25 protein-coding genes are annotated in these 25897 nt (G+C 70.5%); 7 read left to right on the plus strand and 18 right to left on the minus strand.

Annotated elements, in window-relative coordinates; all coding sequences use genetic code 11:
- Positions 1-14 precede the first annotated feature (14 nt).
- From ACN9MP_RS09975 to smc, 3 genes are all read right to left on the minus strand, one after another.
- A complete protein-coding gene (locus ACN9MP_RS09975) occupies positions 15-515 on the minus strand; it encodes a DUF2004 domain-containing protein (protein WP_426319805.1) in 501 nt (166 codons plus the stop codon).
- An 81-nt stretch (positions 516-596) separates the two neighbouring features.
- A complete protein-coding gene (gene ftsY, locus ACN9MP_RS09980; protein ID WP_426319807.1) occupies positions 597-1469 on the minus strand; it encodes a signal recognition particle-docking protein FtsY in 873 nt (290 codons plus the stop codon).
- A 20-nt stretch (positions 1470-1489) separates the two neighbouring features.
- On the minus strand, positions 1490-4996 hold the full coding sequence (gene smc, locus ACN9MP_RS09985; protein ID WP_426319809.1) for a chromosome segregation protein SMC: 3507 nt from the start codon (positions 4994-4996) through the stop codon (positions 1490-1492).
- Between the two features lie 484 nt (positions 4997-5480).
- Between smc and ACN9MP_RS09990 the strand changes: the two genes are divergently transcribed.
- The 3 genes from ACN9MP_RS09990 (at position 5481) to ACN9MP_RS10000 (ending at position 7992) form a co-directional block, all read left to right on the plus strand.
- Positions 5481-5735: a hypothetical protein gene (locus ACN9MP_RS09990; protein ID WP_426319811.1), complete on the plus strand. Its 255-nt coding sequence runs from the start codon at positions 5481-5483 to the stop codon at positions 5733-5735.
- Between the two features lie 81 nt (positions 5736-5816).
- Positions 5817-6899 (plus strand): GNAT family N-acetyltransferase, encoded by a 1083-nt coding sequence (locus ACN9MP_RS09995; RefSeq protein ID WP_426319813.1) that lies wholly within the window; start codon positions 5817-5819, stop codon positions 6897-6899.
- The gene (locus tag ACN9MP_RS10000) at positions 6892-7992 is read left to right on the plus strand and encodes a GNAT family N-acetyltransferase (protein ID WP_426319815.1); all 1101 of its coding nucleotides are present in this window, start codon (positions 6892-6894) and stop codon (positions 7990-7992) included. Before ACN9MP_RS09995 ends, ACN9MP_RS10000 begins: the two co-directional genes overlap by 8 nt.
- On the opposite strand, the gene mutM is transcribed toward ACN9MP_RS10000, so the two are convergent.
- The 6 genes from mutM to ACN9MP_RS10030 all read right to left on the minus strand — a co-directional run bounded on the left by mutM (position 7993) and on the right by ACN9MP_RS10030 (position 13141).
- Entirely contained in the window at positions 7993-8910 is a 918-nt protein-coding gene (gene mutM, locus ACN9MP_RS10005) for a bifunctional DNA-formamidopyrimidine glycosylase/DNA-(apurinic or apyrimidinic site) lyase (RefSeq protein ID WP_426319817.1), read from the minus strand.
- Positions 8903-9604, minus strand: coding sequence for a ribonuclease III (gene rnc / locus ACN9MP_RS10010; RefSeq protein ID WP_426319819.1), 702 nt, complete (start codon positions 9602-9604; stop codon positions 8903-8905). Before rnc ends, mutM begins: the two co-directional genes overlap by 8 nt.
- 16 nt (positions 9605-9620) lie before the next feature.
- On the minus strand, positions 9621-9830 hold the full coding sequence (gene rpmF, locus ACN9MP_RS10015) for a 50S ribosomal protein L32 (RefSeq protein WP_050721097.1): 210 nt from the start codon (positions 9828-9830) through the stop codon (positions 9621-9623).
- A gap of 30 nt (positions 9831-9860) precedes the next feature.
- The gene (locus tag ACN9MP_RS10020) at positions 9861-10343 is read right to left on the minus strand and encodes a YceD family protein (protein ID WP_426325980.1); all 483 of its coding nucleotides are present in this window, start codon (positions 10341-10343) and stop codon (positions 9861-9863) included.
- 95 nt (positions 10344-10438) lie between these two features.
- Positions 10439-10936 carry a pantetheine-phosphate adenylyltransferase gene (gene coaD, locus ACN9MP_RS10025; protein ID WP_426319821.1) on the minus strand — a complete coding sequence of 166 codons (498 nt, stop codon included), beginning with the start codon at positions 10934-10936 and terminating at the stop codon, positions 10439-10441.
- A 42-nt stretch (positions 10937-10978) separates the two neighbouring features.
- Positions 10979-13141, minus strand: a complete 2163-nt coding sequence (locus tag ACN9MP_RS10030) for an ATP-dependent DNA helicase RecG (protein WP_426319823.1) — start codon at positions 13139-13141, stop codon at positions 10979-10981.
- A gap of 93 nt (positions 13142-13234) precedes the next feature.
- Between ACN9MP_RS10030 and rsmD the strand changes: the two genes are divergently transcribed.
- Positions 13235-13798: a 16S rRNA (guanine(966)-N(2))-methyltransferase RsmD gene (gene rsmD, locus ACN9MP_RS10035; RefSeq protein ID WP_426319825.1), complete on the plus strand. Its 564-nt coding sequence runs from the start codon at positions 13235-13237 to the stop codon at positions 13796-13798.
- Positions 13799-13800: 2 nt separating this feature from the next.
- Here rsmD and thiL read toward each other — a convergent pair whose 3' ends face one another.
- On the minus strand, positions 13801-14796 hold the full coding sequence (thiL, locus tag ACN9MP_RS10040) for a thiamine-phosphate kinase (RefSeq protein WP_426319827.1): 996 nt from the start codon (positions 14794-14796) through the stop codon (positions 13801-13803).
- 57 nt (positions 14797-14853) lie between these two features.
- On the opposite strand from thiL, the gene ACN9MP_RS10045 reads away from it, so the two are divergent.
- Positions 14854-15348 carry a DUF3515 family protein gene (locus tag ACN9MP_RS10045; RefSeq protein ID WP_426319829.1) on the plus strand — a complete coding sequence of 165 codons (495 nt, stop codon included), beginning with the start codon at positions 14854-14856 and terminating at the stop codon, positions 15346-15348.
- A gap of 2 nt (positions 15349-15350) precedes the next feature.
- On the opposite strand, the gene ACN9MP_RS10050 is transcribed toward ACN9MP_RS10045, so the two are convergent.
- The 8 genes from ACN9MP_RS10050 to ACN9MP_RS10085 all read right to left on the minus strand — a co-directional run bounded on the left by ACN9MP_RS10050 (position 15351) and on the right by ACN9MP_RS10085 (position 23841).
- Positions 15351-16469, minus strand: coding sequence for a D-alanine--D-alanine ligase family protein (locus tag ACN9MP_RS10050; protein ID WP_426319831.1), 1119 nt, complete (start codon positions 16467-16469; stop codon positions 15351-15353).
- Positions 16369-17529 (minus strand): NAD(P)H-dependent glycerol-3-phosphate dehydrogenase, encoded by a 1161-nt coding sequence (locus ACN9MP_RS10055; RefSeq protein WP_426319833.1) that lies wholly within the window; start codon positions 17527-17529, stop codon positions 16369-16371. The genes ACN9MP_RS10050 and ACN9MP_RS10055 overlap by 101 nt, the downstream gene beginning before the upstream one ends.
- Positions 17495-18259: a lysophospholipid acyltransferase family protein gene (locus ACN9MP_RS10060; RefSeq protein ID WP_426319835.1), complete on the minus strand. Its 765-nt coding sequence runs from the start codon at positions 18257-18259 to the stop codon at positions 17495-17497. The genes ACN9MP_RS10055 and ACN9MP_RS10060 overlap by 35 nt, the downstream gene beginning before the upstream one ends.
- A gap of 4 nt (positions 18260-18263) precedes the next feature.
- Positions 18264-19646 carry a UDP-N-acetylglucosamine 1-carboxyvinyltransferase gene (murA, locus tag ACN9MP_RS10065; protein WP_426319837.1) on the minus strand — a complete coding sequence of 461 codons (1383 nt, stop codon included), beginning with the start codon at positions 19644-19646 and terminating at the stop codon, positions 18264-18266.
- A 75-nt stretch (positions 19647-19721) separates the two neighbouring features.
- Positions 19722-20318, minus strand: a complete 597-nt coding sequence (gene leuD, locus ACN9MP_RS10070; RefSeq protein ID WP_426319839.1) for a 3-isopropylmalate dehydratase small subunit — start codon at positions 20316-20318, stop codon at positions 19722-19724.
- Between the two features lies 1 nt (position 20319).
- On the minus strand, positions 20320-21792 hold the full coding sequence (gene leuC / locus ACN9MP_RS10075) for a 3-isopropylmalate dehydratase large subunit (RefSeq protein ID WP_426319841.1): 1473 nt from the start codon (positions 21790-21792) through the stop codon (positions 20320-20322).
- Positions 21793-21978: 186 nt separating this feature from the next.
- The gene (locus ACN9MP_RS10080; RefSeq protein WP_426319843.1) at positions 21979-22695 is read right to left on the minus strand and encodes a hypothetical protein; all 717 of its coding nucleotides are present in this window, start codon (positions 22693-22695) and stop codon (positions 21979-21981) included.
- A gap of 72 nt (positions 22696-22767) precedes the next feature.
- On the minus strand, positions 22768-23841 hold the full coding sequence (locus tag ACN9MP_RS10085) for a TerC family protein (RefSeq protein WP_426319845.1): 1074 nt from the start codon (positions 23839-23841) through the stop codon (positions 22768-22770).
- Positions 23842-24087: 246 nt separating this feature from the next.
- On the opposite strand from ACN9MP_RS10085, the gene ACN9MP_RS10090 reads away from it, so the two are divergent.
- Positions 24088-24657: an RNA polymerase sigma factor gene (locus tag ACN9MP_RS10090; RefSeq protein ID WP_426319847.1), complete on the plus strand. Its 570-nt coding sequence runs from the start codon at positions 24088-24090 to the stop codon at positions 24655-24657.
- The gene (locus ACN9MP_RS10095) at positions 24654-25850 is read left to right on the plus strand and encodes a DUF4349 domain-containing protein (protein ID WP_426319849.1); all 1197 of its coding nucleotides are present in this window, start codon (positions 24654-24656) and stop codon (positions 25848-25850) included. Before ACN9MP_RS10090 ends, ACN9MP_RS10095 begins: the two co-directional genes overlap by 4 nt.
- The last annotated feature ends 47 nt before the right edge of the window (positions 25851-25897 follow it).

Genomic DNA, 25897 nt, shown 5'->3' on the forward strand with positions numbered 1-25897 from the left:
GTCCGGGAGAGGACCTAGTCCGCGCTGGTCACCGAGAGCACGGCGCCGTCGGAGTCGAGATTCACCAGCAGCACGTCGTCGGTGGCATCGGGGTCGAGAGCGTACTCCAGCACGGCGAAGGGGTCGGACCCGCCGTGCTCGTCGGCGAGGATCGTCATGCTCATGAGCTGCAATGAGCGGATGACGTCGATATGCACATCGCCCGAGATGTCGACGAGCGCGTCCTCGAGGGACTCGCCGAGCGCCTCCTGCTGCTGAAGGACGTACTCGGTCACCTCGCTGGTGCGATCGCTCAGCTCGTTCACCATGGCGTTGCGGGCGCTGCGGTCGATGTCCTCCAGGGAGGAGATGAGCGCGGCGGCGACATCGAGAGCCGCCGCGGAGACGTCGTCCTGATCGGGCGCCGTCAGATCGACCGTCACCGACTGGTCGCCCAGTTCGACGTGCTCGGACCAGAAGATCGATCCGTCAGGCCCCGATTCGAGGAGTCCGAAGTAGTCGTGCTCGATCGCCATGTCCCCATGAAACCGCAACGAGCGCGTCGGCGATAGCCCGATCGCGGGATGGCGTGGATTCGGCCGGAATCGGTGGCGGATTCAGTCCACGAGGGATGCCGCGAACACGTGCGGAGTGAAGCCGGTGAGGTCTCCGATGCCCTCGCCCTGGCCGAGCAGCTTCACCGGGATCCCGGTTCGCTCCTGCACGGCGAGGACGAATCCACCCTTGGCGGAGCCGTCGAGCTTCGTGAGCACCAGGCCGGTCACGCCGGCGTGCTCGAGGAACGCCTGAGCCTGCATCACGCCGTTCTGTCCGGTGGTCGCGTCGAGCACGAGCAGCACCTCGCTGATGGGCGCCTGCTTCTCGATGACACGGCGGATCTTGGTGAGCTCATCCATGAGCCCGCCCTTGGTGTGCAGGCGGCCCGCCGTGTCGACGAGCACGATCTCGGTGCCGGTCTGCTTGGCGTAGTCGATGGTCTGGAACGCGACGGATGCCGGGTCCTGCCCCTCCTGCTGGGGCCGGACGATCGCCGCTCCCCCGCGCTCCGCCCACGTGGCGAGCTGGTCGACCGCCGCGGCACGGAAGGTGTCGGCGGCGCCGACCACCACCGAGCGGCCGTAGCGCTGCAGGAACTTGGCGAACTTGCCGATCGTCGTGGTCTTGCCGACCCCGTTGACGCCCACCACCAGCACGACCGCCGGCCGTTCGGTGAGCCGCAGGGTGGTGTCGAACTTGGCGAAGTGCTCCTCGAGGGTCTCTTTCAGCATCCGCTGCAGGTCGCGAGGATCGGTGGTGCGGTAGCGCTCCACCTTCTCCCGCAGCTCATCGACGATGCGCTCGGTGATGTCGGGACCGAAATCGGCGGTCAGCAGCGCGGTCTCGAGGTCGTCCCATGTCGACTCGTCGATCGTGGGCTTGACGAACATGCCGCGCAACGCACGACCGAGCGACCAGGAGCTCTCTGCCATGCGTCCAGCCTAGGGTGCCGTCAGGAGGCGACGCGCTCGGCGATGCGCTGGCCGACGACCGCGGAAACACCGTCCTGGCGCATCGAGACGCCGTAGAGCGCGTCGGCGATCTCCATGGTGCGCTTCTGGTGGGTGATGACGATGAGCTGGCTCGATGCCCGCAGCTGCTCGAAGACGCCGAGCAGCCGCCCGAGGTTGGCGTCGTCGAGGGCCGCCTCCACCTCGTCGAGGATGTAGAACGGGCTCGGCCGCGCCTTGAAGATCGCGGTCAGCAGCGCCACGGCTGCGAGGGATCTCTCGCCGCCCGAGAGCAGCGACAGCCGCTCGATCTTCTTCCCCACCGGGCGCACGGCGACCTCGATGCCGGTGGTGAGGGGCGAGTCGGGGTCGGTCAGGGCGATCGATCCGGTTCCGCCGGGGAACAGGATCGGGAACACCTCGCCGAACGCCGCCTTGGTGTCTTCGAAGGCGGCGAGGAAGATAGTCTGCATCCGCTCGTCCAGCTCCTCGATGATGGTGAGCAGGTCCTTGCGAGTCTGCGTGAGATCGGCGAGCTGCTCGGTCATGAACTTGTGACGCTGTTCGAGAGCCTCGAACTCCTCGAGCGCCAGCGGGTTGACCCGCCCGAGCTGGGCCAGCTTGCGCTCGGCGTCCTGCAGGCGCTTGCGCTGCTCGGCACGATCGTAGGGAACGGATGCGCCGTCCTCGCCGATGGGCTGGTCCGGCCCATATTCCGAAACGAGAATGTCTTCGTCGAGCCCCAGCTCGGACTGCACGCGCTCGAGGAGTCCCGTTACGTGCAGCCGCTTCTCGTGGATCTGCAGCTCGAGGCTGTGCACGCTTTCGGTCAGTCCCGAGAGCCTCTCGCGGACCGCGCTCTCCTGCGCTCGCAGCTGGGCCAGCTCGGCGGTGAGGGCCGTGCGCTCCGACTCGGCGGCGGAGAGCTCGGCCCTCGCCTGCGCCAGAGATCGGTCGACGGAATCGATGAGGGCTGGAAGCTGGCCGGCCACCCCGGCGGCGACCTCGCGCTGCGCGCGACGCACGACGGCGCGGCGGGCCGCCTCGGCCGCGGCTTCCCGTTCGCGCTCGCGCTGGCGCTCCAGCGCGACCACGCGCGCTTCGCCGGCCCTGATGCGCTCGCGCAGCGTCTCGACATCGAGCCGGGAGCGCATCTCGCCGTCGCGCGCCTCCTCGAGCGCCGCGAGCATGCCCTCACGGGCGGAGGCGTCCAGGATCGGCCGGGGAGCCTCGAGTGCGGCGGTGAGCTGGTCGTCGGCCGATCGCGCGGACCCTTCGGCCTCCTCCACGGCAGCGGCCGCCTGTGCCAGGCCCGCCGCCAGGCGCTCGCATTCGGCCACCGCCGCCTCGTGGCGCACCGTGGCGCGGTTCACCTGCTCGGCGTGGGCGGCGAGGGCCGCGTCATGCTCGCGGAGCGTGGCCAGCGCCGTCCGGGTGCGCTGCCGGGAGGACTCGAGCTCCGCCGTGGCGTCGGCCAGCGCCTGCCGCAGCGAGTCGGCGACCACGGCGATCTCGTCACGACGGTCGGCCGCGGCATCCCGTTCCGCGGTGAGCTCGAGGCGCGAGCGGGAGGCTCCCGCGCCGGCGCGGAGCGAGTGCTCGGTGTAGACCTCGCCCCGCCGCGTGACCACCGTGATCGGCGCTCCGAGCCCCGCGGTCGCCAGGGCGGGCGCGGCGGCGCGTGCGGTCGCGAGGTCGTCTGCGACGACCACGTACGCGAGCAGTCCGAGCACCCCGCCGGGAGCCGTGACGACATCGCGCGCCGCGACGACGCCGGTGAGCTTCGGGAACGCCGGAGGCACCGTGTCGGCCGACGCGATCACGATGTCGACCATGCCCGCCTCGGAGTCGCGCGCGTCGTCCGCGACGGCGAATGCCGTGTCGCGGTCGTCGACGAGCACCCCTTCGGCGACCGGCCCGAGCACGGCGGCGATGGCCGCTTCGAAGCCGGGCTCGACCTGCACGGCATCGCCCACGAGGCCCCGCACTCCGTCGAGTTCCTGTGCGATGAGCACAGCGGCGCCGTTCTTGATGTCCAGCGCGCGACTGAGCGCCCCGGTCTGGGCCGTCAGAGCCTCACCCTCACGCTCGGCCGCGTGCAGGCGCTCGCGCAGCGACGAGACCTCCGCCTCGACCTCGCTCGCCTCGCGCTGCGCGCGGTCGTATGCCGCCGCCAGGTCGGCCGACGACGACTCCGGGACGAGATCGGGATCGACCCCCGCAAGGCTCTCCTCCGCTTCCGCACGACGGGAGAGCGCCGCATCCAGCGCCTTCTGCTGACGCTCGACGGCGCCGCGGACAGCGGCGAGAGCGGATGCCGCGGCCTCGGCCGTGCCACGCAGAGCGGTGATCCGCATGTCGTGTTCCGACACCAGGGCGCTCTGCGCGGCGATGTCGACGTCGAGCGCGTCGAGCTCGGCGCGGGCGCGCATGACCTCCCGTGCCGCCTCGGCGGCCGCATCCTGTGCCGCTCCCAGGCCGTCCGATATCTCGTCGATCTCCTGGCGGGCCTCGTCGATCATGGCCTGCGAGACGGTGGTCAGCTCGATTCGCTCCTCATCCTCGGCGTCGCCGAGAAGGGCCAGGCGCTGTCCTGCGAGCGCGTAGAGACTGCGAAGTCGCTCTTGCACGCGTTCGAGCCCGAAGGCGACGCGGCGGGCTGAGTCCACCGCCTCGGACCGCTGGTCGTTCTCCAGCTGCTCGATGCGCACCCGCGCATTGTCGAGGCGCTCCTGGAGCACGAGACGCTCGGCGTGGCGCTCCTGCTCGCTCTGCGCGTGCGACGCCAGCTCGGCTCGCAGGGCGACGATCTCGTCGGCGAACAGGCGCGACTTCGCATCGCGGACGACAGCAGCGATCGTCGCAGCCTCGCGGGCGATCTCGGCCTGGCGACCGAGCGGCTTCAGCTGCCGGCGGAGCTCGCCGGCCAGGTCGCTCAGCCGCGTGAGGTTGGCCTCCATCGCATCGAGCTTTCGGAGGGTCTTCTCCTTGCGGCGGCGGTGCTTGAGGATGCCGGCCGCCTCCTCGATGAACCCGCGACGATCTTCGGGGGTCGCCTGCAGCACGCTGTCGAGGCGCCCCTGACCCACGATGACGTGCATCTCCCGTCCGAGGCCGGAGTCGCTCAGCAGCTCCTGCACGTCGAGGAGCCGGCAGGACTCGCCATTGATCGCGTACTCGCTCGAGCCGTTCCGGAACAGGGTGCGACTGATCGTCACCTCGGTGTAGTCGATCGGCAGGGCGCCGTCGCTGTTGTCGATGGTGAGCTGCACCTCGGCGCGGCCGAGCGGGCCCCGCGTGGCTGTGCCGGCGAAGATGACGTCCTCCATCTTGCCGCCGCGCAGGGTCTTGGCGCCCTGCTCCCCCATCACCCACGCGAGAGCGTCGACGACGTTGGACTTGCCGGAGCCGTTGGGTCCGACGATGCAGGTCACGCCGGGCTCGAGCGCGAACGTCGTCGGCTGGGCGAACGACTTGAACCCTTTGAGCGTCACGCTCTTCAGGTGCATGGATTCGTCCTCCACCCCGGTCGTCTACGCGCCTACGCTACCCGAGCAGGCGGCGGTCGCCCGGCAGACCGGCCGAGCGACGGCCGGATGCCCCGACACGCCATGGAGTCGCCGAATCTGAGAATCTGCTTGACGGCGAATCAGAAGCGCGCTAGCGTGACTGTCCGCGTCTGAAGTCGAGAAAGGAGGTCCCCTGATGATGCTGATGAATCCCACTGGAATCGCCGCCCGCAATGGCGGAGCGATTCGTGCCGTCGCGTCGGGGACCGTCTCCTTCGGCGCTGTGCTGAGCGGCCGCTTCCCCGCCGCCGCCTGACCCCCGCAGGGGACGACTCTGCCCGTTTCCGGGCGAATGCCGTCTACTGCGCCGCACCTCGCGGTGCTGAGCGCGCCTCCCTGCACTCCCGTCCCGTCGTGCTGCGGCACGGCACCACCGCCTCGAGCGCCTGCTCGCGGCATCCCTTTATCGAAGAAGAGAGCAATCATGAATACTCTGCTTGCGCCGCAGCGCCGATCGGACCTTCCCGATACGCTGCGGCTCCCGAGCCGCGACTCCCGCACCTCGCTCCTCGACCGCCTCGCCCTTCACCTGGGTCTGCGGCTGCTGCTGTGGAGCACCCGCTCGCCGCGACTCGCCGACGACCGGCGCCGGCACGCCCACGCGTACCGGCACCAGGAGGAGAACGCCCGCCGCCAGCGGGCCTACTTCCGCGAGGCAGGCCTCGCACCCCGGCCATGACGGCCGGCGGGTCCGCCGCCCGCAGCGGGCGGCGGACCCCTCCCCGAATTCTTCGCAGCGACAACGCAAGGACGCATCGACATGACGACCATCATCGGGACCGAGTTCCGGCCCCTGACCATTCCCGCCACGATCGATGACCCCGACGCCTCGGACTTCATCGGAATGGTGCGGGTCCGCAACGAGGTCTATCGCCAGATCTCCGGGCATGACGACCACCGCATCACCCCGGCCGAGCTGCTTCCCCACTTCCTGCCCAGCGAGTACGAGACCCGGCTGGCGTGGGTCGTCCTCGACGGGGGGACGATCATCGGACGCGTCTGCGTCGACCTCCCTCGCGAAGAGGGTTCGACGGCCGCCTTCTGGCTCATCGAGCTGCGACGCGAGACCTGGGGCCGGGGCATCGGCTCGGCGGCCTATGACCTGATCGAGCGGACGGCGCGCGAGCACGGCCGCACCGTGCTGCAGTCGTGGGCCGAGCATCCCGCGGCACCGGGTCGCGTGCTGACCCCGCCCACGGGCTTCGGCGCGATCCCCGAGGATCACGCCGCACGGTTCTACCTCCGCCACGGCTACACGCTGGAGCAGGTCGAGCGCAACAGCGCCTTCGACCTGAGCGGTCCGTTCGACGGCGTCGAGCGTCTGCTCGCGGAGGCACGCGCGGTGTCACCCGGCCACCGGGTGGTGCAGTGGTTCGCGCCCACACCCGACGAGTACGTGCCGGGCTACGCCTGGATGAAGTCGCGGATGTCGACGGATGCCCCCGCCGCGGCTCTCGAGTTCGACGAGGAGTCGTGGGATGCCGCGCGCATCGCCGAGCACGACAGCAGGTACACCTCCTCGGGCCGCACGATCCAGGTGACGGCCGCACAGCACATCGAGTCCGGGGAGCTGTGCGCGTTCAACGAGCTCGTGATCGGCAAGGACCGCACCGAGGCAACGCATCAGGAGGACACCCTGGTGCTCAAGGAGCACCGCGGGCACAAGCTCGGAACGCTCGTGAAGTGCGCCGGGCTTCTCTCGTGGCGGGAAGTGGCACCCACCTCCCCGCGCGTCATCACCTACAACGCAGAGGAGAACCGTCCCATGCTGAACATCAATGAGGCGATCGGCTTCGCGCCGATCGCGTACGAGGGCGCATGGAAGAAGGTGCTCGATGACTGAGGTGGTCGACAGCGGCGTCGTCGCGATCGAACGGATCGTCGTGCCGGAGTCCGCGGATGCCGCCGAAGCGCACGTCTTCTTGGAGATGGTGCGGATCGCCAATGCGGTGTGCCTCGAGGACGCCGGCCACGACTACCTCCGCGAGGAGCCGGAGGAGATGCTGGGGTTCTGGCACGACCAGACGGACTGGACCCAGCTCGGCTTCGCCGCGCTCCGAGGTGACGAGGTGCTGGGCGCGGTGAAGCTGATGATCTCGAACGAGACCGATGCCAGCACCGTCGAGTTCGACCTGATGGTCGACCCGCCGCATCGAGGCAGAGGTGTCGAGGAGCTGCTGCTGGCGGAGGTCGAGCGGGAGGCGCGGGAACGCGGGCTCTCGACGATCCAGACCTGGACGCTCCACCGGCCGGGTACCGGCGGAGCCCGCCTCGCGCCGTCGACAGCAGCGGGAGCGATTCCGGCCGACGACGCGCAGACGCGCTTCCAGACGGCGAACGGCTTCACCCTCGAGCAGGTCGAACGAAACAGCGTGTTCGATCTGACGGGCGACTTCTCCCTCGTCGAGCGCATGCTCGCCGAGGCGCTCGACGTCGCCGGCCCGGAGTATCGCCCCGTCCAGTGGACGTCGCCGACGCCGGCGGAGTACCTCGACGGGTTCGCGTACGCGCTCGCGCGCATGTCGACCGACGCGCCGCAGGGCGGAATGGTGGTCGATGAGCAGCACTGGGATGCCGCGCGGGTCGAGCGTCGCGACGCCCGGCTGGCGGCCCAGGGCCTGACCGTCTCGGTGGCGGCGGTGCTGCACGTGCCGACCGGGACAGTCGCCGCGTACAACGAGCTCGCCATCGCGGAGGACAGGGCAGGGGCCACGCAGCAGTTCGGCACCCTCGTCGTGAAGGAGCACCGCGGCCATCGGCTCGGCACCATCGTGAAGTGCGCGAACCTGCTGCGGTGGCGCGGGCTCGTGCCCGAGTCGCCTCGGGTGTCGACCTTCAACGCCGAGGAGAACCGGCACATGCTCGCCATCAACGAGGCCATCGGCTTCGTGCCGGCTTCCTACGCGGGCGCGTGGAAGAAGGTGCTCCCGCTCTGATCAGCGTGCGAGTCGCGGCGTGCGCTGACAGTGCGCGCAGAAGTGGCTCGAGCGGTTGGTGAACGACACGCGCACGATCGGACGGCCGCATCGGGGACACGGCTCGCCGGTGCGGCCGTACGCGTTGAGCGAGTGCACGAAGTAGCCGGCCTGTCCGTTGACGTTGACGTACTGGGCGTCGAAGCTGGTGCCGCCCTCGGCCAGCGCCTTAACGAGAACGTGGCGCACCTCGCCGAGAAGGCGGTTCGCAGCGCGCGTCGACAGGTCGCGCGCCGGCGTCTCGGGATGGATGCGCGCCGCCCACAGCGACTCGTCGGCGTAGATGTTGCCCACTCCGCTCACGACGGTCTGGTCGAGCAGCACGCGCTTGACGGCGGAGTCCTTGCGAGCCAGCGCGCGCCGGAAGCCGGCATCCGAGAAGGCCGGATCCAGGGGGTCGCGCGCGATGTGCGCGACCTGTGAGGGGACGGATGCCGCTTCCCAGCCGAAGCCCCCGGGTGCGCCGTCGGGGGTGTCGATGAGCTCGTCGATGGCAAGCGACCCGAACGTGCGCTGGTCGGCGAAGACGACCGACAGCTCGCCGTGCCCGGGGTGGGCGAGGTCGATGCGGATGCGCTCGTGCCGCTCTGCCGGCGCACCCGGAGTGCGCAGGAGCATCTGGCCGCTCATGCCGAGGTGCCCGACCACCGCCTCGTCGGCCCCGCCGTCGGCGGGCTCGAGCGGCAGCCACAGGAACTTGCCCCGCCGGGCGGCCGCGCGCACGACCCTCCCCGTCAGGCGGGTCTCGAAATCGGCGCCGTCACCGCTGTGACGGGTCAGCGCCCGCTCGTCGAGCACGGACACGCCGAGCACGAGCGCGCCGGTGACAGCGGGCTCGAGGCCGGCGCGGACGACCTCGACCTCGGGGAGCTCAGGCACGCCCGCTGAGCTCGCGCCACGCCGTCAGCGCGGCGGCCATCTCGGCGTGCTTCTTGCTGGTCCCGGCTCCCTCGGTCGTGAGGTCGCCCACGGTCACCGTCGCCGTGAAGCGCCGGTCGTGGTCGGGCCCCGTCGAGGTCACCGCGTATGCCGGCGGCTGCAGTCCGCCGTGGGCGGCGAGCTCTTGCAGCGCGGTCTTCGGGTCCATCGCGGCGCCGTAGCGCTCGGGGTCGGCGAGCAGGGGCTCCACCAGGCGCAGCACCAGGCCGGTGGCGGCATCCGGACCGGCCGACAGGTACGTCGCGCCGAGGATCGCCTCCATGGTGTCGGCGAGGATGGAGTCCTTGTCGCGACCGCCGGTGAGGATCTCGCCACGGCCGAGGAGCAGGTGCTCCCCCAGCCCGATACCGCGTGCGATCTCGGCGAGGGCGACGGTCGACACGACGCTGGCGCGCCGCTTCGCCAGGGCGCCCTCCTCGAGCTCGGGGTGAGCCGTGAACAGACGGACCGTCACTGCCAGGCCGAGCACCGAGTCGCCGAGGAACTCGAGACGCTCGTTGTGCGGCGCCTGGCCGTTCTCGTAGGCCCAGGAGCGATGCGTGAGCGCCAGCGACAGAAGCTCGGGGTCGATATCGACTCCGAGCTTCTGCGTGAGGTCTGCGAGCGCGAGCCGCGCGGCAGCGACGTCGGTCACGTCAGGTGCGCGCCGATCAGACGTCGGCGACCTTGCGGCCCTTGTACTCGAGGAACAGCTCGGTGCCCTGCGAGTCGGTGACGACCTTCGCCTGGTGCGGACGGCTGTAGACGACCTTGCCGTTCTCGACCGTCTTGACGAGGGCGGGCGCCTCGGCCTTCCACTGCGCGCGACGCGAGCGCGTGTTGGAACGGGAGACCTTCCGCTTCGGGGGGTTGCCTGCCATGGCTTGCTCTTCTCTGTGTTCTCGACGCGGTCAGCCGCGGGAGCGCGGTGATTTGTCGTCGTTGGTCATGGTGAAGTCCTGGAGCGCCGCCCATCGGGGATCGAGAGGCTCGCTCTGCTGCGATCCGGCGTTCTCGGTCAGCCGCTCGCCCGTGACCGGATCGAGGCCGGGGCAATCCGGCTGACACACCGGCTGAAATGGAAGCGACAGGACAACCGCTTCCCTGACCAGAGTTTCAAGATCCACGTGGTCGTCTTGAACCTCGAAGTCAGCTTCGTCCTCCCCAGGATACGCGAAAAGCTCCTGAAACTCGACTTTGAGGCCCGCGGCGATGTCGGTGAGGCACCGGCTGCAGACCCCGGCGTACTCGGTGTCGACCTCACCCGTCGCCAGAATGCCCTCGTGCACCGACTCCAGACGGACGTCGATGGCGAGAGGCTCGCCCTCGGCGACGGACACCAGACCCTCGCCCCACTTCTGCGGAGCCGGGGCGTCGAAGGTGTGCTCGCGCATCTCCCCCGGGTGGTGGATGATGTCGCGGACCGACAGGGCGAACGGACCCGTCACATGCTTTCTGACCACGGTTCCAGCCTAACGGCGGATTCGGGCTAGATGCCCCGCGCGCCGGTGTCGAGGAAGCGCGCGACGGCCGGGGGCACGAACGGCGACACGTCGCCGCCGAGCGAGGCGACCTGACGCACCAGCGAGCTCGACACCAGCGCGTGGGCGGGGTCGGGCAGAAGGAAGACGGTCTCGACGTGGGCGAGGTGCCGGTTGACGATCGCCATCGGCGTCTCGTACGCGACATCCACCTGTGATCGGATGCCCTTCACGAGCACGCCGGCACCGACATCGGTCGCGTAGTCGACGAGCAGGCCCATGCTCCACGAGGCGACGACGACATCGCCTTCGATGTCGCCCTCCGCGATCGACTGCTCGAGCAGCGACTGCCGCTGCGCGATCGGAAGCATCGCCTCTTTGCCGGGATTGTGGACGACGAGCACGTGCAGCTGGTCGTACAGCTCCGCGGCACGACGGATCACGTCGAGATGACCGAGGGTCGGCGGATCGAACGATCCCGGGACGACGGCGATCCGGCTGCTCATACCGATCAGCCTAGTCGGCCGGTCAGGACACCCCCGCCCGCCTCAGTTCTTGGCGAGGGCCGCGCGCTCGGCCATCCCGACGTTGCGTTCGAGGGCGGCCGCGAGACCCGGATGCCGCTGAAGGGCCGCATCCTCGGCGAGCACCTGCTCCGCGGCGACCCGCGCCTCGGCGATGATGTCGGCGTCCTTGACGACGCGAAGCAGTCGCAGCGACGACCGCGCCCCGGACTGGGCATCGCCGAGCACATCGCCCTCGCCGCGCAGCTCGAGGTCGACCTCGGCCAGGGCGAAGCCGTCGAGCGTCGCGGCGACGGCGTCTACGCGGTCCCGCGCGGGCGTGCCCAGCGGGGCCTCCGTGACGAGCAGGCACAGGCCGGGGACGCCGCCGCGTCCGACGCGTCCGCGCAGCTGGTGGAGCTGCGACACGCCGAACCTGTCGGCCTCGAGGATCGCCATCGTCGAGGCGTTCGGCACGTCGACGCCGACCTCGACGACCGTCGTGGCGACGAGCACGTCGACGTCGCCGCGGGCGAACGCCCGCATCACGGCATCCTTGTCGTCGGAGGGCATCTTGCCGTGCAGGATCTCGACCCGGATCTCGGAGAACGACGGATGCCGCGACAGCAGATCGGCGACCTGCACCACGCCCCAGCGGGTGCGGCTCGCCTCGCCGCCGGTGTCTCCGGGAGGCTCGTCGGCGGTGTCGTCCTTGCTGAGCGCCTCGGCGTCGATCGCGGCGCACACGACGAACGCCTGACGGCCCTGGCCGACTTCCTCCGCGATGCGTTCCCAGACGCGTGCGAACCATCCCGGCCGTTCGGCGAGCGGCGCGACGAAGGTCTCGATGCCGGCGCGGCCCGCCGGCATCGTGCGGATCGTCGAGACGTCGAGGTCGCCGAACACCGTCATCGCGACCGTGCGAGGGATGGGCGTGGCGGTGAGCACCAGGGCGTGAGGCGACGAGCCCTTGGCGCGGAGCGACTCCCGCTGCTCGACGCCGAACCGGTGCTGCTCGTCGACCACGACGAGCCCGAGGTCGGCGAAGGTGGTGGTCTCGCTCAGAAGCGCGTGGGTGCCGATGACGATGCGCGCCTGGCCCGACGCGGCGCGCAGAGAGGCCTTGCGGCGCTCGGCGGCCGGCAGCTGCCCGGTGAGCAGAGTCGGCATGAGCTCGGGCGAGAGCTGCGGGCCCAGCATGCGGGCGATGGAGCGCACGTGCTGGGCGGCGAGCACCTCGGTGGGCGCGATGAGGGCGGACTGACCGCCGTCCTGGGCGACCTGGAGCATGGCGCGAAGCGCGACGAGCGTCTTGCCCGACCCGACCTCGCCCTGCACCAGCCGGTTCATGGGCCAGTCCCCCTGCAGGTCGCGCGCGATGTCGTCGCCGACCGTGACCTGGTCGGGCGTGCGCGGGAAGGGCAGTGCCGCATCGAATCGGTCCAGAAGTTCGCCCGGCGCCCTGCGGATCGCGGAGAGCTGCCGCACGAACTGCCGCTGCTGGAGCAGGGCGACCTGCAGCACGAAGGCCTCCTGCATGCGGAGCGTCGCGCGGGCCGGCTCGATCTCGCCGAAGGAACCCGGCCGGTGGATCCGCTCGATCGCCGTGCGGGCGTCGAGCAGCCCATGACGCGCTCTCAGCTCGTCGGGAAGCGGCTCGGGCACGTCGCCGAGCCCGTCGAGGACGAGGTCGACCATCTTCTGCAGCTGCCAGCTGGCGATCGTGCTCGTCGCGGGATAGATCGGGATCGGCAGGTTCGCGTTCGCCTCAGCGGTGAGGCGCGCCTGCGCCTCGTCCTCGAACAGCTCGTAGTCGGGATGCGCCAGCTGCTTCATCCCGCGGTACTCGCCGACCTTGCCCGCGAAGATGCCGCGGCGCCCCGGCCGCAGGTCTTTGACGCGCCAGGCCTGGTTGAAGAACGTGAGCGACAGATCGCCGTTCCCGTCGCTGATGAGCACTTCGAGCAGGGTGCCGTTGCGGTTCTTCATCCGCCGTTCGTTGACGCGCTTGACCTCGGCCACGATGGTCACCGGCTCACCCACCGGCAGCGACGAGATCTGCGTGAGTTCGCCGCGCCGCGCGTACCGTCGCGGGTAGTGCACCAGCAGATCGCCGACCGTCGTCATGCCGAAGGCGCGCTCGAGCGCCGTCGCCGTCTTTCCGCCGATCGCGCCGCCGAGGCTCGAGTCGAGCGTGAAGGAGGTCACGCGACGAGTCTAGATTCGCCGGCCGACGTGCGACGTGTCCCGCCGCCGGGGAGCGGTCACGAGCGGCGCTGGACCCGGCGATATCGTGAAGGGGTGACGCGCATCATCGCGGGCCGTGCCGGCTCCCTCGTGCTGGACGTGCCCGACGCCGGCACCCGCCCAACGAGCGACCGCGTTCGCGAGTCCCTCTTCGGGGCCCTCGAGTCCGCCGATGCGCTGCGGGGCGCCGCCGTCCTCGACCTCTACGCCGGGTCGGGGGCGCTCGCACTCGAGGCGATCAGCAGGGGCGCGGCATCCGCCGACCTGATCGAGAAGTCTCCGCGGGCCGCGACGGTCGCACAGCGCAATGCCGGACGAGTGGCGAAGGCGGTCGGACCCGATGCGGTCATCCGCGTCCACCGCTCATCCGCCGACGCGTTCCTCCGATCGGCGCGGGGTCGCTTCGACCTCGTGTTCCTCGATCCGCCCTACGATCTGGGCGATGCCGACCTGTCCGCGACCCTCGCCCTGCTCGTCCCTCTGTTGTCCCCCGGTGCGGAAGTGGTCGTCGAGCGCGGATCGCGGTCCCCGAAACCCTCGCTGCCCGACGGACTCGTCGCCACGCGCGGCAAGCGCTACGGCGACACTGCGTTGTGGTGGGCGACCACCGCCGACTGACGTCACCCCGTGCCGGCGTCCCAGTCCTGGTACGGATCCCAGCCGCCGCGGCCCTCGTACGGCCGGCCGTCGACCAGGACGTGATCCCGGCCGCCGGCCTGAACGACGCCGACGCGCCGGAACCCCTCGGGAAGCTGCCTCCCGGCCGGGAACGTCGCCAGGAGCGCGTGATCCTCGCCGCCCGCCAGGGCCGAGGCGACATCTTCGCCGAGGAGAGCCGACTCGATCGCGATGCTGACACCGGATGCGACGGCCATGCGCGACGCGTCGAGCACGAGCCCATCCGACACGTCCATCATCGCCGTGGCGCCCCCGTCCGCCGCCTCTGGGCCGAGCCACACCGGCGGTGACGGACGCAGCTGGGCGCCGAGATCGTCGCGCTCAGCGGGGGTGAGGGCACTCTCGTCGACCGGGACCGGGTGGCCCGCGGCATCCGTGAACCGCTCGAACAGGACGCGCAGGCCGCGCGCCGCCCGGCCCAGGCGACCCGCCACGGCCACCACGTCACCCGGTCGTGCACCGGAGCGGAGCACGGGCGCACGACCGGCCAGCGCGCCGAGCGCCGTGACGGCGACCGTGAGCGTGTCCGAGACGGTGAGATCTCCACCTTCCACACGGCAGCCGGGCGCGAGGTCGCGGCACGCCGCACGCAACCCGTCGGCGAGGCCGGTCACGAACGACAGGCGGGTGGCCTCCGGCATCGCGAGCGCCACGAGGAGTGCCGTCGGAGTCGCACCCATCGCCGCGACGTCCGCCAGGTTCACAGCGGCCGCCTTGTAGCCCAGGTCGTACGCGCTCGACCAGGCGAGACGGAAGTCCGGTCCGTGCACCAGCGTGTCGACGGTCGCGACGACCCGGCCGTCCGCGGCCGCGATGACGGCGGCGTCGTCGCCGGGTCCGACGAGGGCGTTCGACTCGCCGAGTCGCTCCAGGATGCTGCGGAGCACGCTCCCCTCGCTGAGCTCGCCCACCGTCGGATCTCTGCGCTCGTCGCCCACACGTCCACGCTACCGCCGGCGACGGCGCCGGCCCTCGCGGCGGGTTAGCCTGGAACGGTGCGTGCCCTTCCCACCCTCGCGGCCGTCGGACTCGCGGCGGCGGCCCTCGGCCTGAGCGGCTGCACCACGACTGTCGACCTCGACCCCGCCCCGGCGGCGAACGACCCGCTGTGCGCAGAGGTCACGTCACAGCTGCCCGGCACCGTGAGCGGGGAACCCCGGCGGTGGACGGACGCGCAGGCGACCGGAGCCTGGGGCGATCCCGCCAAGGTCCTGCTCACCTGCGGCGTCGAGCCGCCCGGGCCGACGACTCTCAGCTGCCAGTCCGTCGCCGGCGTCGACTGGATCATCGACGACAGCGACGCGCCCCGCTTCCGCGTGACCACCTACGGCCGCACGCCCGCGGTCGAGATCTACCTCGACACGACGGCCGACGAGAACGGCCAGGGGGTTTCGAGCCGGGACGTCCTGGATGCGCTCTCACCGGTCGTGGGAGTGCTGCCCGTCGACGGCGAGTGCCTCGAGCGCGACGAGGCGACGCCCGTCCCCTGACGTCAGCGCGCGGTAGCCTCGACGGTCGCGCTCGGCACCCGCTCCAGCGCCGTGTCGATCAGCTCGCTGATGAGCTCGGCGTACGACATCCCCGACGCGATCCAGCATTTGGGGAACATCGAGATCGGCGTGAACCCGGGCATGGTGTTGAGCTCGTTGACGTAGAGCCCGTCCGCCGTCAGGAAGAAGTCCACACGGGCAAGACCTCGCCCGTCGACGGCTTGGAACGAACGGACGCCGAGCTCCTGGATCGCCGCGATCTCGCTGTCGGTGAGGTCGGCCGGGCAGACGACGTCGGCGCCGTCGCCGCCGAGGTACTTCCCCTCGAAGTCGTAGAACTCGCGCGTCGTGAGCACGATCTCCCCCGGAAGCGACGCGCGCGGCGCAGCTCCGCCGCGCCCCTCGAGGATCGCCACCTCGAGCTCGCGGCCGACGATCGCCGACTCGATGAGCACCTTGTCGTCCTCGGCGAATGCCAGGGCGAGGGCGGCCTCGAGCTCGGACCCGTCGTGCACCTTGGACACGCCGACGCTCGACCCCGCGCGGGCGGGCTTGACGAACGACGGCTCGCCGAGGGGAGCGGCATCCGCTCGAACGCCTTCCGGGTCGCGCTCCCAGCGGTCGCGCGTCACGGTGATCCACGGCGACACCGGCACACCTGCCGCCGCGAGCACGATCTTCATGAAGTGCTTGTCCATGCAGAGCGCCGAGTCGAGCACTCCGCCGCCCGCGTACGGCAGGCCGAGGGTGTCGAAGAACCCCTGCACGGTGCCGTCCTCGCCGTGAAGGCCATGGAGGATCGGGAGCACGACGTCGAGTCGGCCCAGGTCGTCGGTCGTGCCGTCGGCACGCCGGACACGCAGCGTGCGGTCGGCGCCGCCTTCCGGCCACACCACCCGTGTGCCGTTGTCGACGACCTCCGGGAGCCGATCCGCGTCGAGTGCGAACTTCGCCGGGTCGTCGTCCTCCAGGACGAAGACGCCGTCGCGCGTGATCCCGACCGGGATCACGCGGTAGCGATCACGGTCGATCGCCCGCAGCACCCCGCCCGCCGTTGCGGAACTGATCGAGTGCTCGCTGGATCGACCGCCAAAGAGCACCGCCACCGCCGGCTTGTCCATTCGTCGTCCTCTCGCCCTGTGGGGTGTCGTCGTCTGTCGTGAGATGCGGCGCGATGTCGCGCGGGTTCATGGTGCCGTCCAGCACCATCTTCACCTGCTCGACGATGGGCATCTGCACACCCACCTCGCGCGCGAGCTGCAGGATGGGCGCGACCGACGCGAGCCCCTCAGCCGTCTGGTTCATCTGCTTGACGACGTCGTCGAATCGGTAGCCCTGGCCGAGCAGGCGCCCGGCGGTGTTGTTGCGGCTGAGCGGCGACTGGCACGTCGCGATCAGGTCGCCGAGCCCCGCGAGGCCCTGCAGCGTCTCGTGCTGCGCGCCGAACGCCACGGCGAAGTCGGTCATCTCGACGAGACCGCGCGTGATGATCGATGCCTTGGTGTTCTCGCCGTACCCGACGCCGTCGACGATGCCGATGGCGACCGCGATGAGGTTCTTCAGCACTCCGCCGAACTCGGTGCCGATGACGTCGGTGTTCACGAACGTGCGGAAGTACCGGTTGCGGGCGCGGCGTGCGACCGCGTCGGCGGTCTCCTGGCTGAGCGACGAGATGACGGCAGCGGTCGGCTGCTCGCGGGCGATCTCCAGTGCGAGGTTGGGACCGGACGCGACCGCGATCCGTGCCGGATCGCACTGCAGCTCCTGCTCGATCACCTGGCTCATCCGCAGGCCGGTCCGCCGCTCGACGCCCTTCATGAGCGACACGATCGGCACGTCGGACGTCGCGATCAGCGGCCGCACGGCCTTGAGGTTCTGGCGCACCGCCTGGCTCGGGATCGAGAGGTAGATCTGCTCGGCGCCGTCGAGCGCCTCCGAGAGGTGATGCGTGGCATGCATGTCGCGCGGCAGGTTGATGCCGGGGAGATACTCGCTGTTGCGCTTTCCCTCCTGGATCTCGCTCGCGAGTTCCGCTCGGCGCGCCCACATGGTCACGTGGGCCCCGCCGTCGGCGAGGATCTTCCCGAACGTCGTCCCCCAGCTGCCCGCGCCGATGACGGCGACGCGCGGGCGGGCGGCATCCTGCCTACGACTCAAGGCGGCCCGTCTCCCTCTGGCCATGGTCGGCCGGGTTCCAGCGCTGGGCGGGAGCGGGCTCGCCACGCAGCTCCGACAGCAGCCGCGCGATCTCGCCCATCACGACGTCGGTCGCCTCGACGAGCGCGGTCTGCGACGACGCTGAGCCCGCATACGCCGAAAGGTCCACCGGGTCGCCGACGAGCACCGTCACGCGCCGGCGCAGGGGCCAGAGCTTCAGCTTGCCGTAGCGCGGGAGAACCTGCTGGGCGCCCCACTGCGCCATGGGGATGACGGGGATGCCGCCGGCCAGGGCGAGGCGCACCGCACCGGTCTTGCCGCGCATGGGCCAGAGGTCGGGTTCGCGCGTGAGGGAGCCCTCCGGGTAGACGATGACGCCGCGGCCGTGCCGCGCGAGGGTCTCGGATGCTTCGAGGGTGGCTCGCGCCGCCGCTGCGGAGGTGGCGCGGGCGACCGGCACCATCCCCGTGGCCCGCAGCACCCAGCCGAGCACGGGGACGCGGAAGAGGCTCTCCTTGGCCATGAACCGCGGGGCGCGACCCAAGCGCCATACCGCCAGCGCGACCACGAGCGGGTCGATCTCGCTCATATGGTTGGGCGCCACGACGTATGCGCCCTCACGAGGAAGCTTCTCGCCGCCCTTGATCTCGAGCTTGAAGAGCAGGCTGAGAAGCGGCACCAGGAGGCCCGCGAGGGGCCAGAAGACGCTCGGGCGCGTCTTCTCCTCGGACGCGCGCGGACGATTCGTCGCCACCGGACTATCCGATGACGTCGAAGTCCGCGCCCAGCATGTCGAGCTTGGCGAAGAACTTCTCGTATCCGCGGCGGATGATCCCGACGTTGCGCACGACCGACTCCCCTTCGGCGGCGAGGGCTGCGATCACGTAGCTGTACCCTCCGCGCAGGTCGGGGACCACCACGTCGGCGCCCCGCAGCGGCGTGGGGCCGTTGATCACGGCAGCCTGCTCCAAGGCGCGACGGGGAACGCGCCGGCCGATCGTGTCGAGCCCGCGGGGATGCACGACGATGTCGGCGCCCATCTGGTTCAGGGCGTCGGTGAAGCCGAGTCGGTTCTCGTACACGGTCTCGTGCACGGTGGACGTGCCTTCGGCCTGGGTCAGCGCCACCACGAGCGGCTGCTGCCAGTCGGTCATGAAGCCCGGGTGCACATCTGTCTCGACCATGACGGCCTTGAGCGCGCCGCCGCGACGGAACTGGATGCCGTCCTCCCGGACGTCGAACCATCCTCCCGCCTTGCGGAAGACGTTGAGGAACGTGAGCATCTCCTGCTGACGCGCGCCGCCGACGAAGATGTCACCGTCGGTCGCCAGCGCGGCGCAGGCCCACGAGGCGGCCTCGTTGCGGTCGAAGATGGCGCGGTGGTCGTATCCGCGCAGCGAGTCGACCCCCTCGATGAAGATCACGCGGTTCGGCTCGTAGGAGATGATCGCGCCCATCTTCTGGAGCACGGCGATCAGGTCCATGATCTCGGGCTCGATGGCCGCGTTCCGCAGTTCCGTGACGCCCTTGGCCCGCACCGCCGTCAGCAGCACCTGCTCGGTGGCGCCCACGCTCGGGTACGGCAGCTCGATGTTCGCGCCGTGCAGCCCGTCCGGCGCGGTGATGCGGATGCCCTCGTAGCTCTTGTCCACGACCGCGCCGAACGCGCGGAGAGCGTCCATGTGGAAGTTGATCGGGCGGTCGCCGATCCGGCAGCCGCCGAGGTCGGGGATGAGGGCCTCGCCGAGCAGATGCAGCAGCGGGCCGCAGAACAGGATCGGGATGCGGGATGCCCCGGCGTGGGCGTCGATCTCCTCGAAGTGCGCCGCCACGGCGCCGCTGGGGTCGAGGTGGATCGTCCCCTCCTCCTCGCCATCCCACACGCGTACGCCGTGGACCTCGAGAAGGGAGCGCACCACCTGGACGTCGCTGATGTCGGGCACGTCGCGCAGCACGCTCGTCGTCTCTCCGAGGAGAGCGGCGACCATCGCCTTGGTGACGAGGTTCTTCGCGCCCTTGACCTCGACGCGGCCCGTCAACGGTCGCCCGCCCCGGATCGCCAGGACTTCTCCGGTCACTTCTTTCTCCCCCGCCTTGGCGGTCGTGCTCTCGCCCGCGGCGACATTCAGAAGCGGCTTCATCCGGTGGTCCTCACTTGGTGTCCCGAGGGTGCTTTGCGGCGGTCGGGCGCCCGGTGTCGGGGCGCCCGGCCCGGCTTACGGAACAGGGATCGTCCGCGGCCGCCACGCCTCGCGGCGCGCCTCGAACTGCGCGATCTTGTCTTCGTCGCGCAGCGTGAGCCCGATGTCGTCGAGCCCTTCGAGAAGCCGCCACCTAGTGTAATCATCGATCTCGAAAGCCAGCTCCAGCGCGCCGATGGACGCCGTGCGCGCCTGGAGATCGACGGTCATCGTGGCCCCCGGCTCGGCCTCGATCGCCGCCCACGCCACCTCGAGATCGGACTCGGAGATGACGCCGGCGACCAGCCCCTGCTTGCCGGCGTTGCCGCGGAAGATGTCGGCGAACCGGGGGCTCAGCACCACCTTGAAGCCGAAATCGCGCAGGGCCCACACCGCGTGCTCCCGGCTGGAACCGGTGCCGAAGTCCGGGCCGGCGACGAGGATGCTGGCACCGGCGTAGACCGGCTGGTTCAGGACGAACTCGGGGTCCTGCCGCCAACTGGCGAACAGCGCGTCCTCGAAGCCGGTCTTGGTGACGCGCTTCAGGTACACCGCCGGGATGATCTGGTCGGTGTCGACCGCGGAACGCTTGAGCGGCGCGGCGATGCCGGTGTGCGTGGTGAACTTCTCCATGTCAGACCTCCGTGCCCTCGGCTGCGGCCGCGACGGGCGCGGGAAGATCGCTCGGGCTCGCGAGGCGGCCCATGACCGCGGTCGCGGCGGCGACGAGCGGCGAGACGAGGTGGGTGCGCCCGCCCTTGCCCTGGCGCCCTTCGAAGTTGCGGTTGCTGGTGGAGGCGCAGCGCTCCCCCGGCGCGAGCTGGTCGGGGTTCATGCCGAGGCACATCGAGCAGCCCGCGAAGCGCCACTCGGCGCCGAACTCCGTGAACACCTTGTCGAGACCCTCGGCCTCGGCCTCGAGCCGCACACGAGCCGATCCCGGCACCACCATGACGCGCACTCCGTCGGCCTTGCGGCGCCCCTCGATCACGGAGGCGAATGCCCGCAGGTCTTCGATGCGGCTGTTGGTGCACGACCCCATGAACACCGCGTCGACCGGCACGGCCTTGAGCGGGGTGCCCGGTGTCAGGTCCATGTACTCGAGCGCGCGCTCGGCGGCGGCGCGCTCGTTGGGGTCGGCGAAGTCGTCGGGCGAGGGCACGACGTCGCTCAGCGAGACGCCCTGGCCGGGGTTGGTGCCCCACGTGACGAACGGCTCGAGCTCGTCGGCGTCGAGGAAGACCTCGGCGTCGTAGACGGCGCCCTCGTCGCTCGGGAGGGTGCGCCAATAGGCGACGGCGTCGTCCCAGTCCTGCCCGCGGGGAGCGTGCGGGCGCCCCTCGAGATAGGCGAACGTGGTTTCGTCGGGAGCGACCATCCCGGCGCGCGCGCCCGCCTCGATCGACATGTTGCAGATCGTCATGCGGCCCTCCATCGACAGCGACCGGATGGCGCTGCCGCGGTACTCGAGCACGTAGCCCTGGCCGCCGTTGGTGCCGATCTTCGCGATCACGGCGAGGATGATGTCCTTCGCGGTGACGCCCGGCCGCAGCTGCCCTTCGACCGTGATCGCCATCGTCTTGAAGGGCTTGAGGGGCAGCGTCTGGGTGGCCAGCACATGCTCGACCTCGCTCGTGCCGATACCGAACGCCATCGCGCCGAAGGCGCCGTGCGTCGAGGTGTGCGAGTCGCCGCAGACGACCGTGATGCCCGGCATCGTGAGGCCCAGCTGTGGTCCGACGACATGGACGATCCCCTGCTCCTTGTCGCCGAGCGAGTGCAGGCGCACACCGAACTCGGCGGCGTTCCGGCGCAGCGTCTCGATCTGCGTGCGACTGGTCAGGTCGGCGATCGGCTTGTCGATGTCGAGGGTCGGGGTGTTGTGATCCTCGGTGGCGATGGTGAGGTCGAGCCGGCGCACCGGCCTGCCCTCGGCCCGGAGGCCGTCGAAGGCCTGCGGGCTCGTGACCTCGTGCACCAGGTGGAGGTCGATGTAGATCAGGTCCGGCTGACCGTCGGTGCCGCGGACGACGACGTGGTCATCCCAGAGCTTCTCGGCGAGGGTACGCGGACGGTCCGGGATGCCGGCTGCATCGGTCGTGCTCATAGCTCTTCGTTCTCCTCTGTGGGACTGCGCCCTCATGGGTGGGGCCCGCAACGAACTCCGCGACGAGTGAGGCCTGGGAACTAGGACTCGTCGCGGCCGCTAAGGAGAAGGCGAGCGATCCGCACCCGCCCAGGCTACCATCGCCCGCCGGGCGTCCGTCGCGGCCATGTCACACACCGCGCGGGGTCACGAGGGCCGGCCCTCGTAGATCCACACCTCGACGGTGTCGCCGTTCCGCACGAATCTCAGGACGGAACCGGTGGGCAGCTCTTGCGTCCACGTCTGCATCCACGCCACCGGCACGTTGTAGATCTCCACCGTCGGCTGGGCCGGCGCCGGGACGCAGCCGGCCGCGAGCAGGTCGTCGGTGACGGGTTCGATCACGAGCAGGCAGTCGTTGCCGAGTCCGCTGCGTGCCGACCACACCTCGAGGCCGAGGATCGGCTCGAACGCCCGCAGCGTCGACTTGTCGACCATCTGCCGACGCGCGTAGTCGGTGAGCCGCAGCACCTGCTCGCTCGGCCGGCCCTCCGTCGCCTGCAGCACGGCGTCAGGGCGCGGCGCGGTCCACACCATCCATCCCGCGACCGCCAGTGCGACCCCTGTCGCGATCGCCGCGCCCGCGACGAACGCCGCCTTCCGGCTTCCCCGCCAGGGACGCGACCGCCGTGGCGATCCGAGCCGCTCGCCTCGCGCGGGATCACGCGCCGAGGACGACTCGGCCCCATCCGGCGCCTGACCCGCCCGCGCGGCCGACGCGGCGTGCAGCTCTTCGAGCTCCGCGAGGCGCGCGAGCGCCACCGGGTCGGCGTCGATGTCGGCGTCCACTCCATACGCTCGGGCCCTCAGGGCGGTCAGCTCCGCTTCGAGAGCGCCGTCCGCGGGGATCCGCCCGCTCCCCATGGGGGCAGTATGACACCGCCGGGCATCGCGGACAACGGCCCGCGATCCCGGGCCGATGTCCGCGACGCGCGGTCAGCGATGGTCGTCGGTACGCGGCTGCTCGACCGTGGAGGGAGTGCCCTTCTCGTCGGCGACCACGGTGGCCGCGGCATCCGCCGACACCGCCCGCTTGTCGCGCGCCGAGGCGAGCAGGCTCGCGACCGTCGCCACGACCATGGAGAGCACGATCACTCCCAGCGACATCCAGGTGGAGATCTCGGGCGCCCACTCGATGTGCTCACCGTTGTTGATGAACGGCAGCTCGTTGACGTGCATCGCGTGGAAGACCAGCTTCAGACCGATGAACGCCAGGATGAACGCGATGCCGTAGTGCAGGTAGCGCAGCCGGTCGAGCAGGTCGCCGAGGAGGAAGTACAGCTGGCGCAGTCCCATGAGCGCGAAGATGTTCGCCGTGAAGACGATGAACGCGCTCTGGGTGATGCCGAAGATCGCGGGGATCGAGTCGATCGCGAAGAGCAGGTCGGTCACGCCGATCGCCGCGAAGACGATGATCATGGGCGTCCACATCTTCTTGCCGTCCACGACCGTGCGGATCTTCGCACCGTCGTAGTGGTCGCTGATGTCGATGGTGCGACGCAGCACACGCACGACGAACGCCTCCTGCTTGACGTCGTCGTCATGGTCGCCGCCGGGGAACGCCTGACGCCACGCCGTCCAGACCAGGAAGGCTCCGAAGATGTAGAAGACCCAGCTGAACTGCTCGATGACGGCGGCGCCGACCATGATGAAGATGCCGCGGAGCACGAGGGCGATGATGATGCCGACCATCAGGACTTCCTGCTGGTAGCGGCGCGGCACCGCGAACTGGCCCATGATCAGCACGAAGACGAAGAGGTTGTCGATCGACAGGCTGTACTCGGTCAGCCAGCCGGCGACGAACTGCCCGGCGTACTCGGGACCCGCTACGATCCACATGATCCCGGCGAAGATCAGCGCCAGGGTCACGTAGAAGACGACCCACAGCGTCGACTCGCGGGTCGACGGGATGTGGGGCCGCTTGAGGATGAGCAGCAGATCCGCCAGGAGGATGACGGAGAGGATCACGAGGGATCCGATTTCGAACCACAGCGGGAGTTCGAGGTCCATGCAGGGCCTTTCGAGGGATGCGGATGAGGGGTCGGTCGAATCCGAAAGTCTCTCCCCCGCCGGCCGACCGGCCTGCGGTGCGCACCCGGGGCCGCTCTGTCGAGACCCGTGATGACGGATGCGCGATGTCGGGATACTCCCTCTCGCTCGCATCAGGATACCGCCTCGGGACGGTCTGCCCGGCCGCGTGAGACGATCCGGGCGGTGCGGACACTGACACGGTGAGAGACAATTCGGAGGATGGGGATGACGGGCGACGACGTGTCGGGCGGGGCCGTGGGCGACGCCGAGCTCGTGGCATTGGCTGCGGGCGGTAGCGAGCGCGCGTTCCGCGACCTGTACCGCGCGTATGTGCGGCCCGTCTACTGGCTCGCGCACGGCCTCGTCGGCAACCCGGCCGATGCCGAGGAGGTCACCCAGGAGACCTTCCTCGTCGCGTGGCGGAAGCTCCCGGGCCTCGACCTCGCGAGCGACTCGCTGCTGCCCTGGCTCGCCACGATCTGCCGCTTCCAGTCGGCGAACCGCGTGCGACGCCAGCGGCGCGACCGCGAGCACACGGCGGCAGCCGCCGACGAGACGCTGCCCTCGACCGTCGACGTCGAGCAGCAGGTGATCGACGAGGGACTGGCCGAAGCGATACTTCGCGAGGTGTCGGGACTCGGCGACCTCGACCGTGCCATCTTCCGGCTCTGCGCCGCCGAGGGTTACGCCTACCAGGCAGCCGCCGACGAACTGGGTGTCGCACACGGAGTCGTCCGCAATCGTCTCTCCCGGATCCGCACGCGACTGCGGACAGTCGTGAAGGAGAGCACATGAACACGCAGGTTCCGGGCCACGAGCTCCCGGCGCTTCCCGAGCTGAGCGCGCAGCGCATCGACGAGATCGAGGACGCCCTCTTCGCCGACATCGCCGCCGAGCGCGGCCGGCAGTCTGCACGCCGCAGGCGTCGCGGCCGCCTGTGGATAGCCGGCGGCGCCGCGGCGGCCGTCATCGCGGTCGCAGCTGTCATCGCACCGTCCGTGGGCACGATCGTGGGCGGCGCGGGCGGCGCCTCCGACGAGTCGGCCGTCGCGCCGCTCGCGCCCGCCGATTCCGGGGCGGGCTCCAGCTCGTCCGACTCGGCCGTCACGGACGGACGCGAGTCGGGCCCGCTCACCGTCGCCCCGGACGCCGCGACCGGTGAGACCGACGGCGGCGCCGCCGTCGTCGGCGGCGCCGCCGAGGCGAACCGCGACATCATCTCGACCGCCTCCGCCACGGTGAGCGTGGACGAGGTGGATGCTGCAGCCCGTGCCATCGCGAACTCGGCCGTCGCGCACGGCGGCTACGTGGAGTCGATGAGCATCGGCAGCGACGGAACTGTCTATCCGGTGTCGCCCGCGGACGGCGGGGTGACGTACGACTCGATGCCGTACCCGTACCCGAAGCCCACCGACGGCGCGTGGATCACGGTGCGTGTGCCGGCCGATCAGCTGCAGGGCGTGGTCGACGAGCTCGCTGACGTCGGCGAGGTGACGGCGACGAATCTCTCGCGCCAGGACGTCACCCAGCAGACGGTGGACCTCGAGGCGCGGATCGACGCCGCCCAGGCCTCGGTGGACCGCCTCACCGAGCTCATGGGCCAGGCGCAGAGCGTGGCCGACCTGATCGCCGCCGAAGCGGCACTCTCGGAGCGGCAGGCACTGCTCGAGTCGTACCAGCAGCAGCTGGAGATGCTCGACGACCAGGTCGCCATGTCGACGCTCTCGGTGACGGTGGTGCCGAACGTCGAACCGGTCACCGCTGACCCCGCCGGCTTCGGCGACGGCCTCGCCGCGGGGTGGAACGGACTCGTCGCAACGCTCAACGGCATCGTGATCGCGATCGGCTTCCTCCTCCCCTGGCTCGCGGTGGCCGCCGTGGCCGCGCTCGTCGTGTGGGGAGTCGTCCGGCTCGTGCGCGGGCGCCGCAGTCGTCGAACGGATGCGGCGACCCGCGCGGCAGCATCCGTCGACGATGCTCGAGACTGAGGAAAGCGCCGTTCGGACAGCCCGCGGCATGCGAGAAGCCCCCGGTC

It is taken from the genome of Microbacterium sp. E-13 (assembly GCF_049912955.1).
GTDB lineage: Bacteria > Actinomycetota > Actinomycetes > Actinomycetales > Microbacteriaceae > Microbacterium.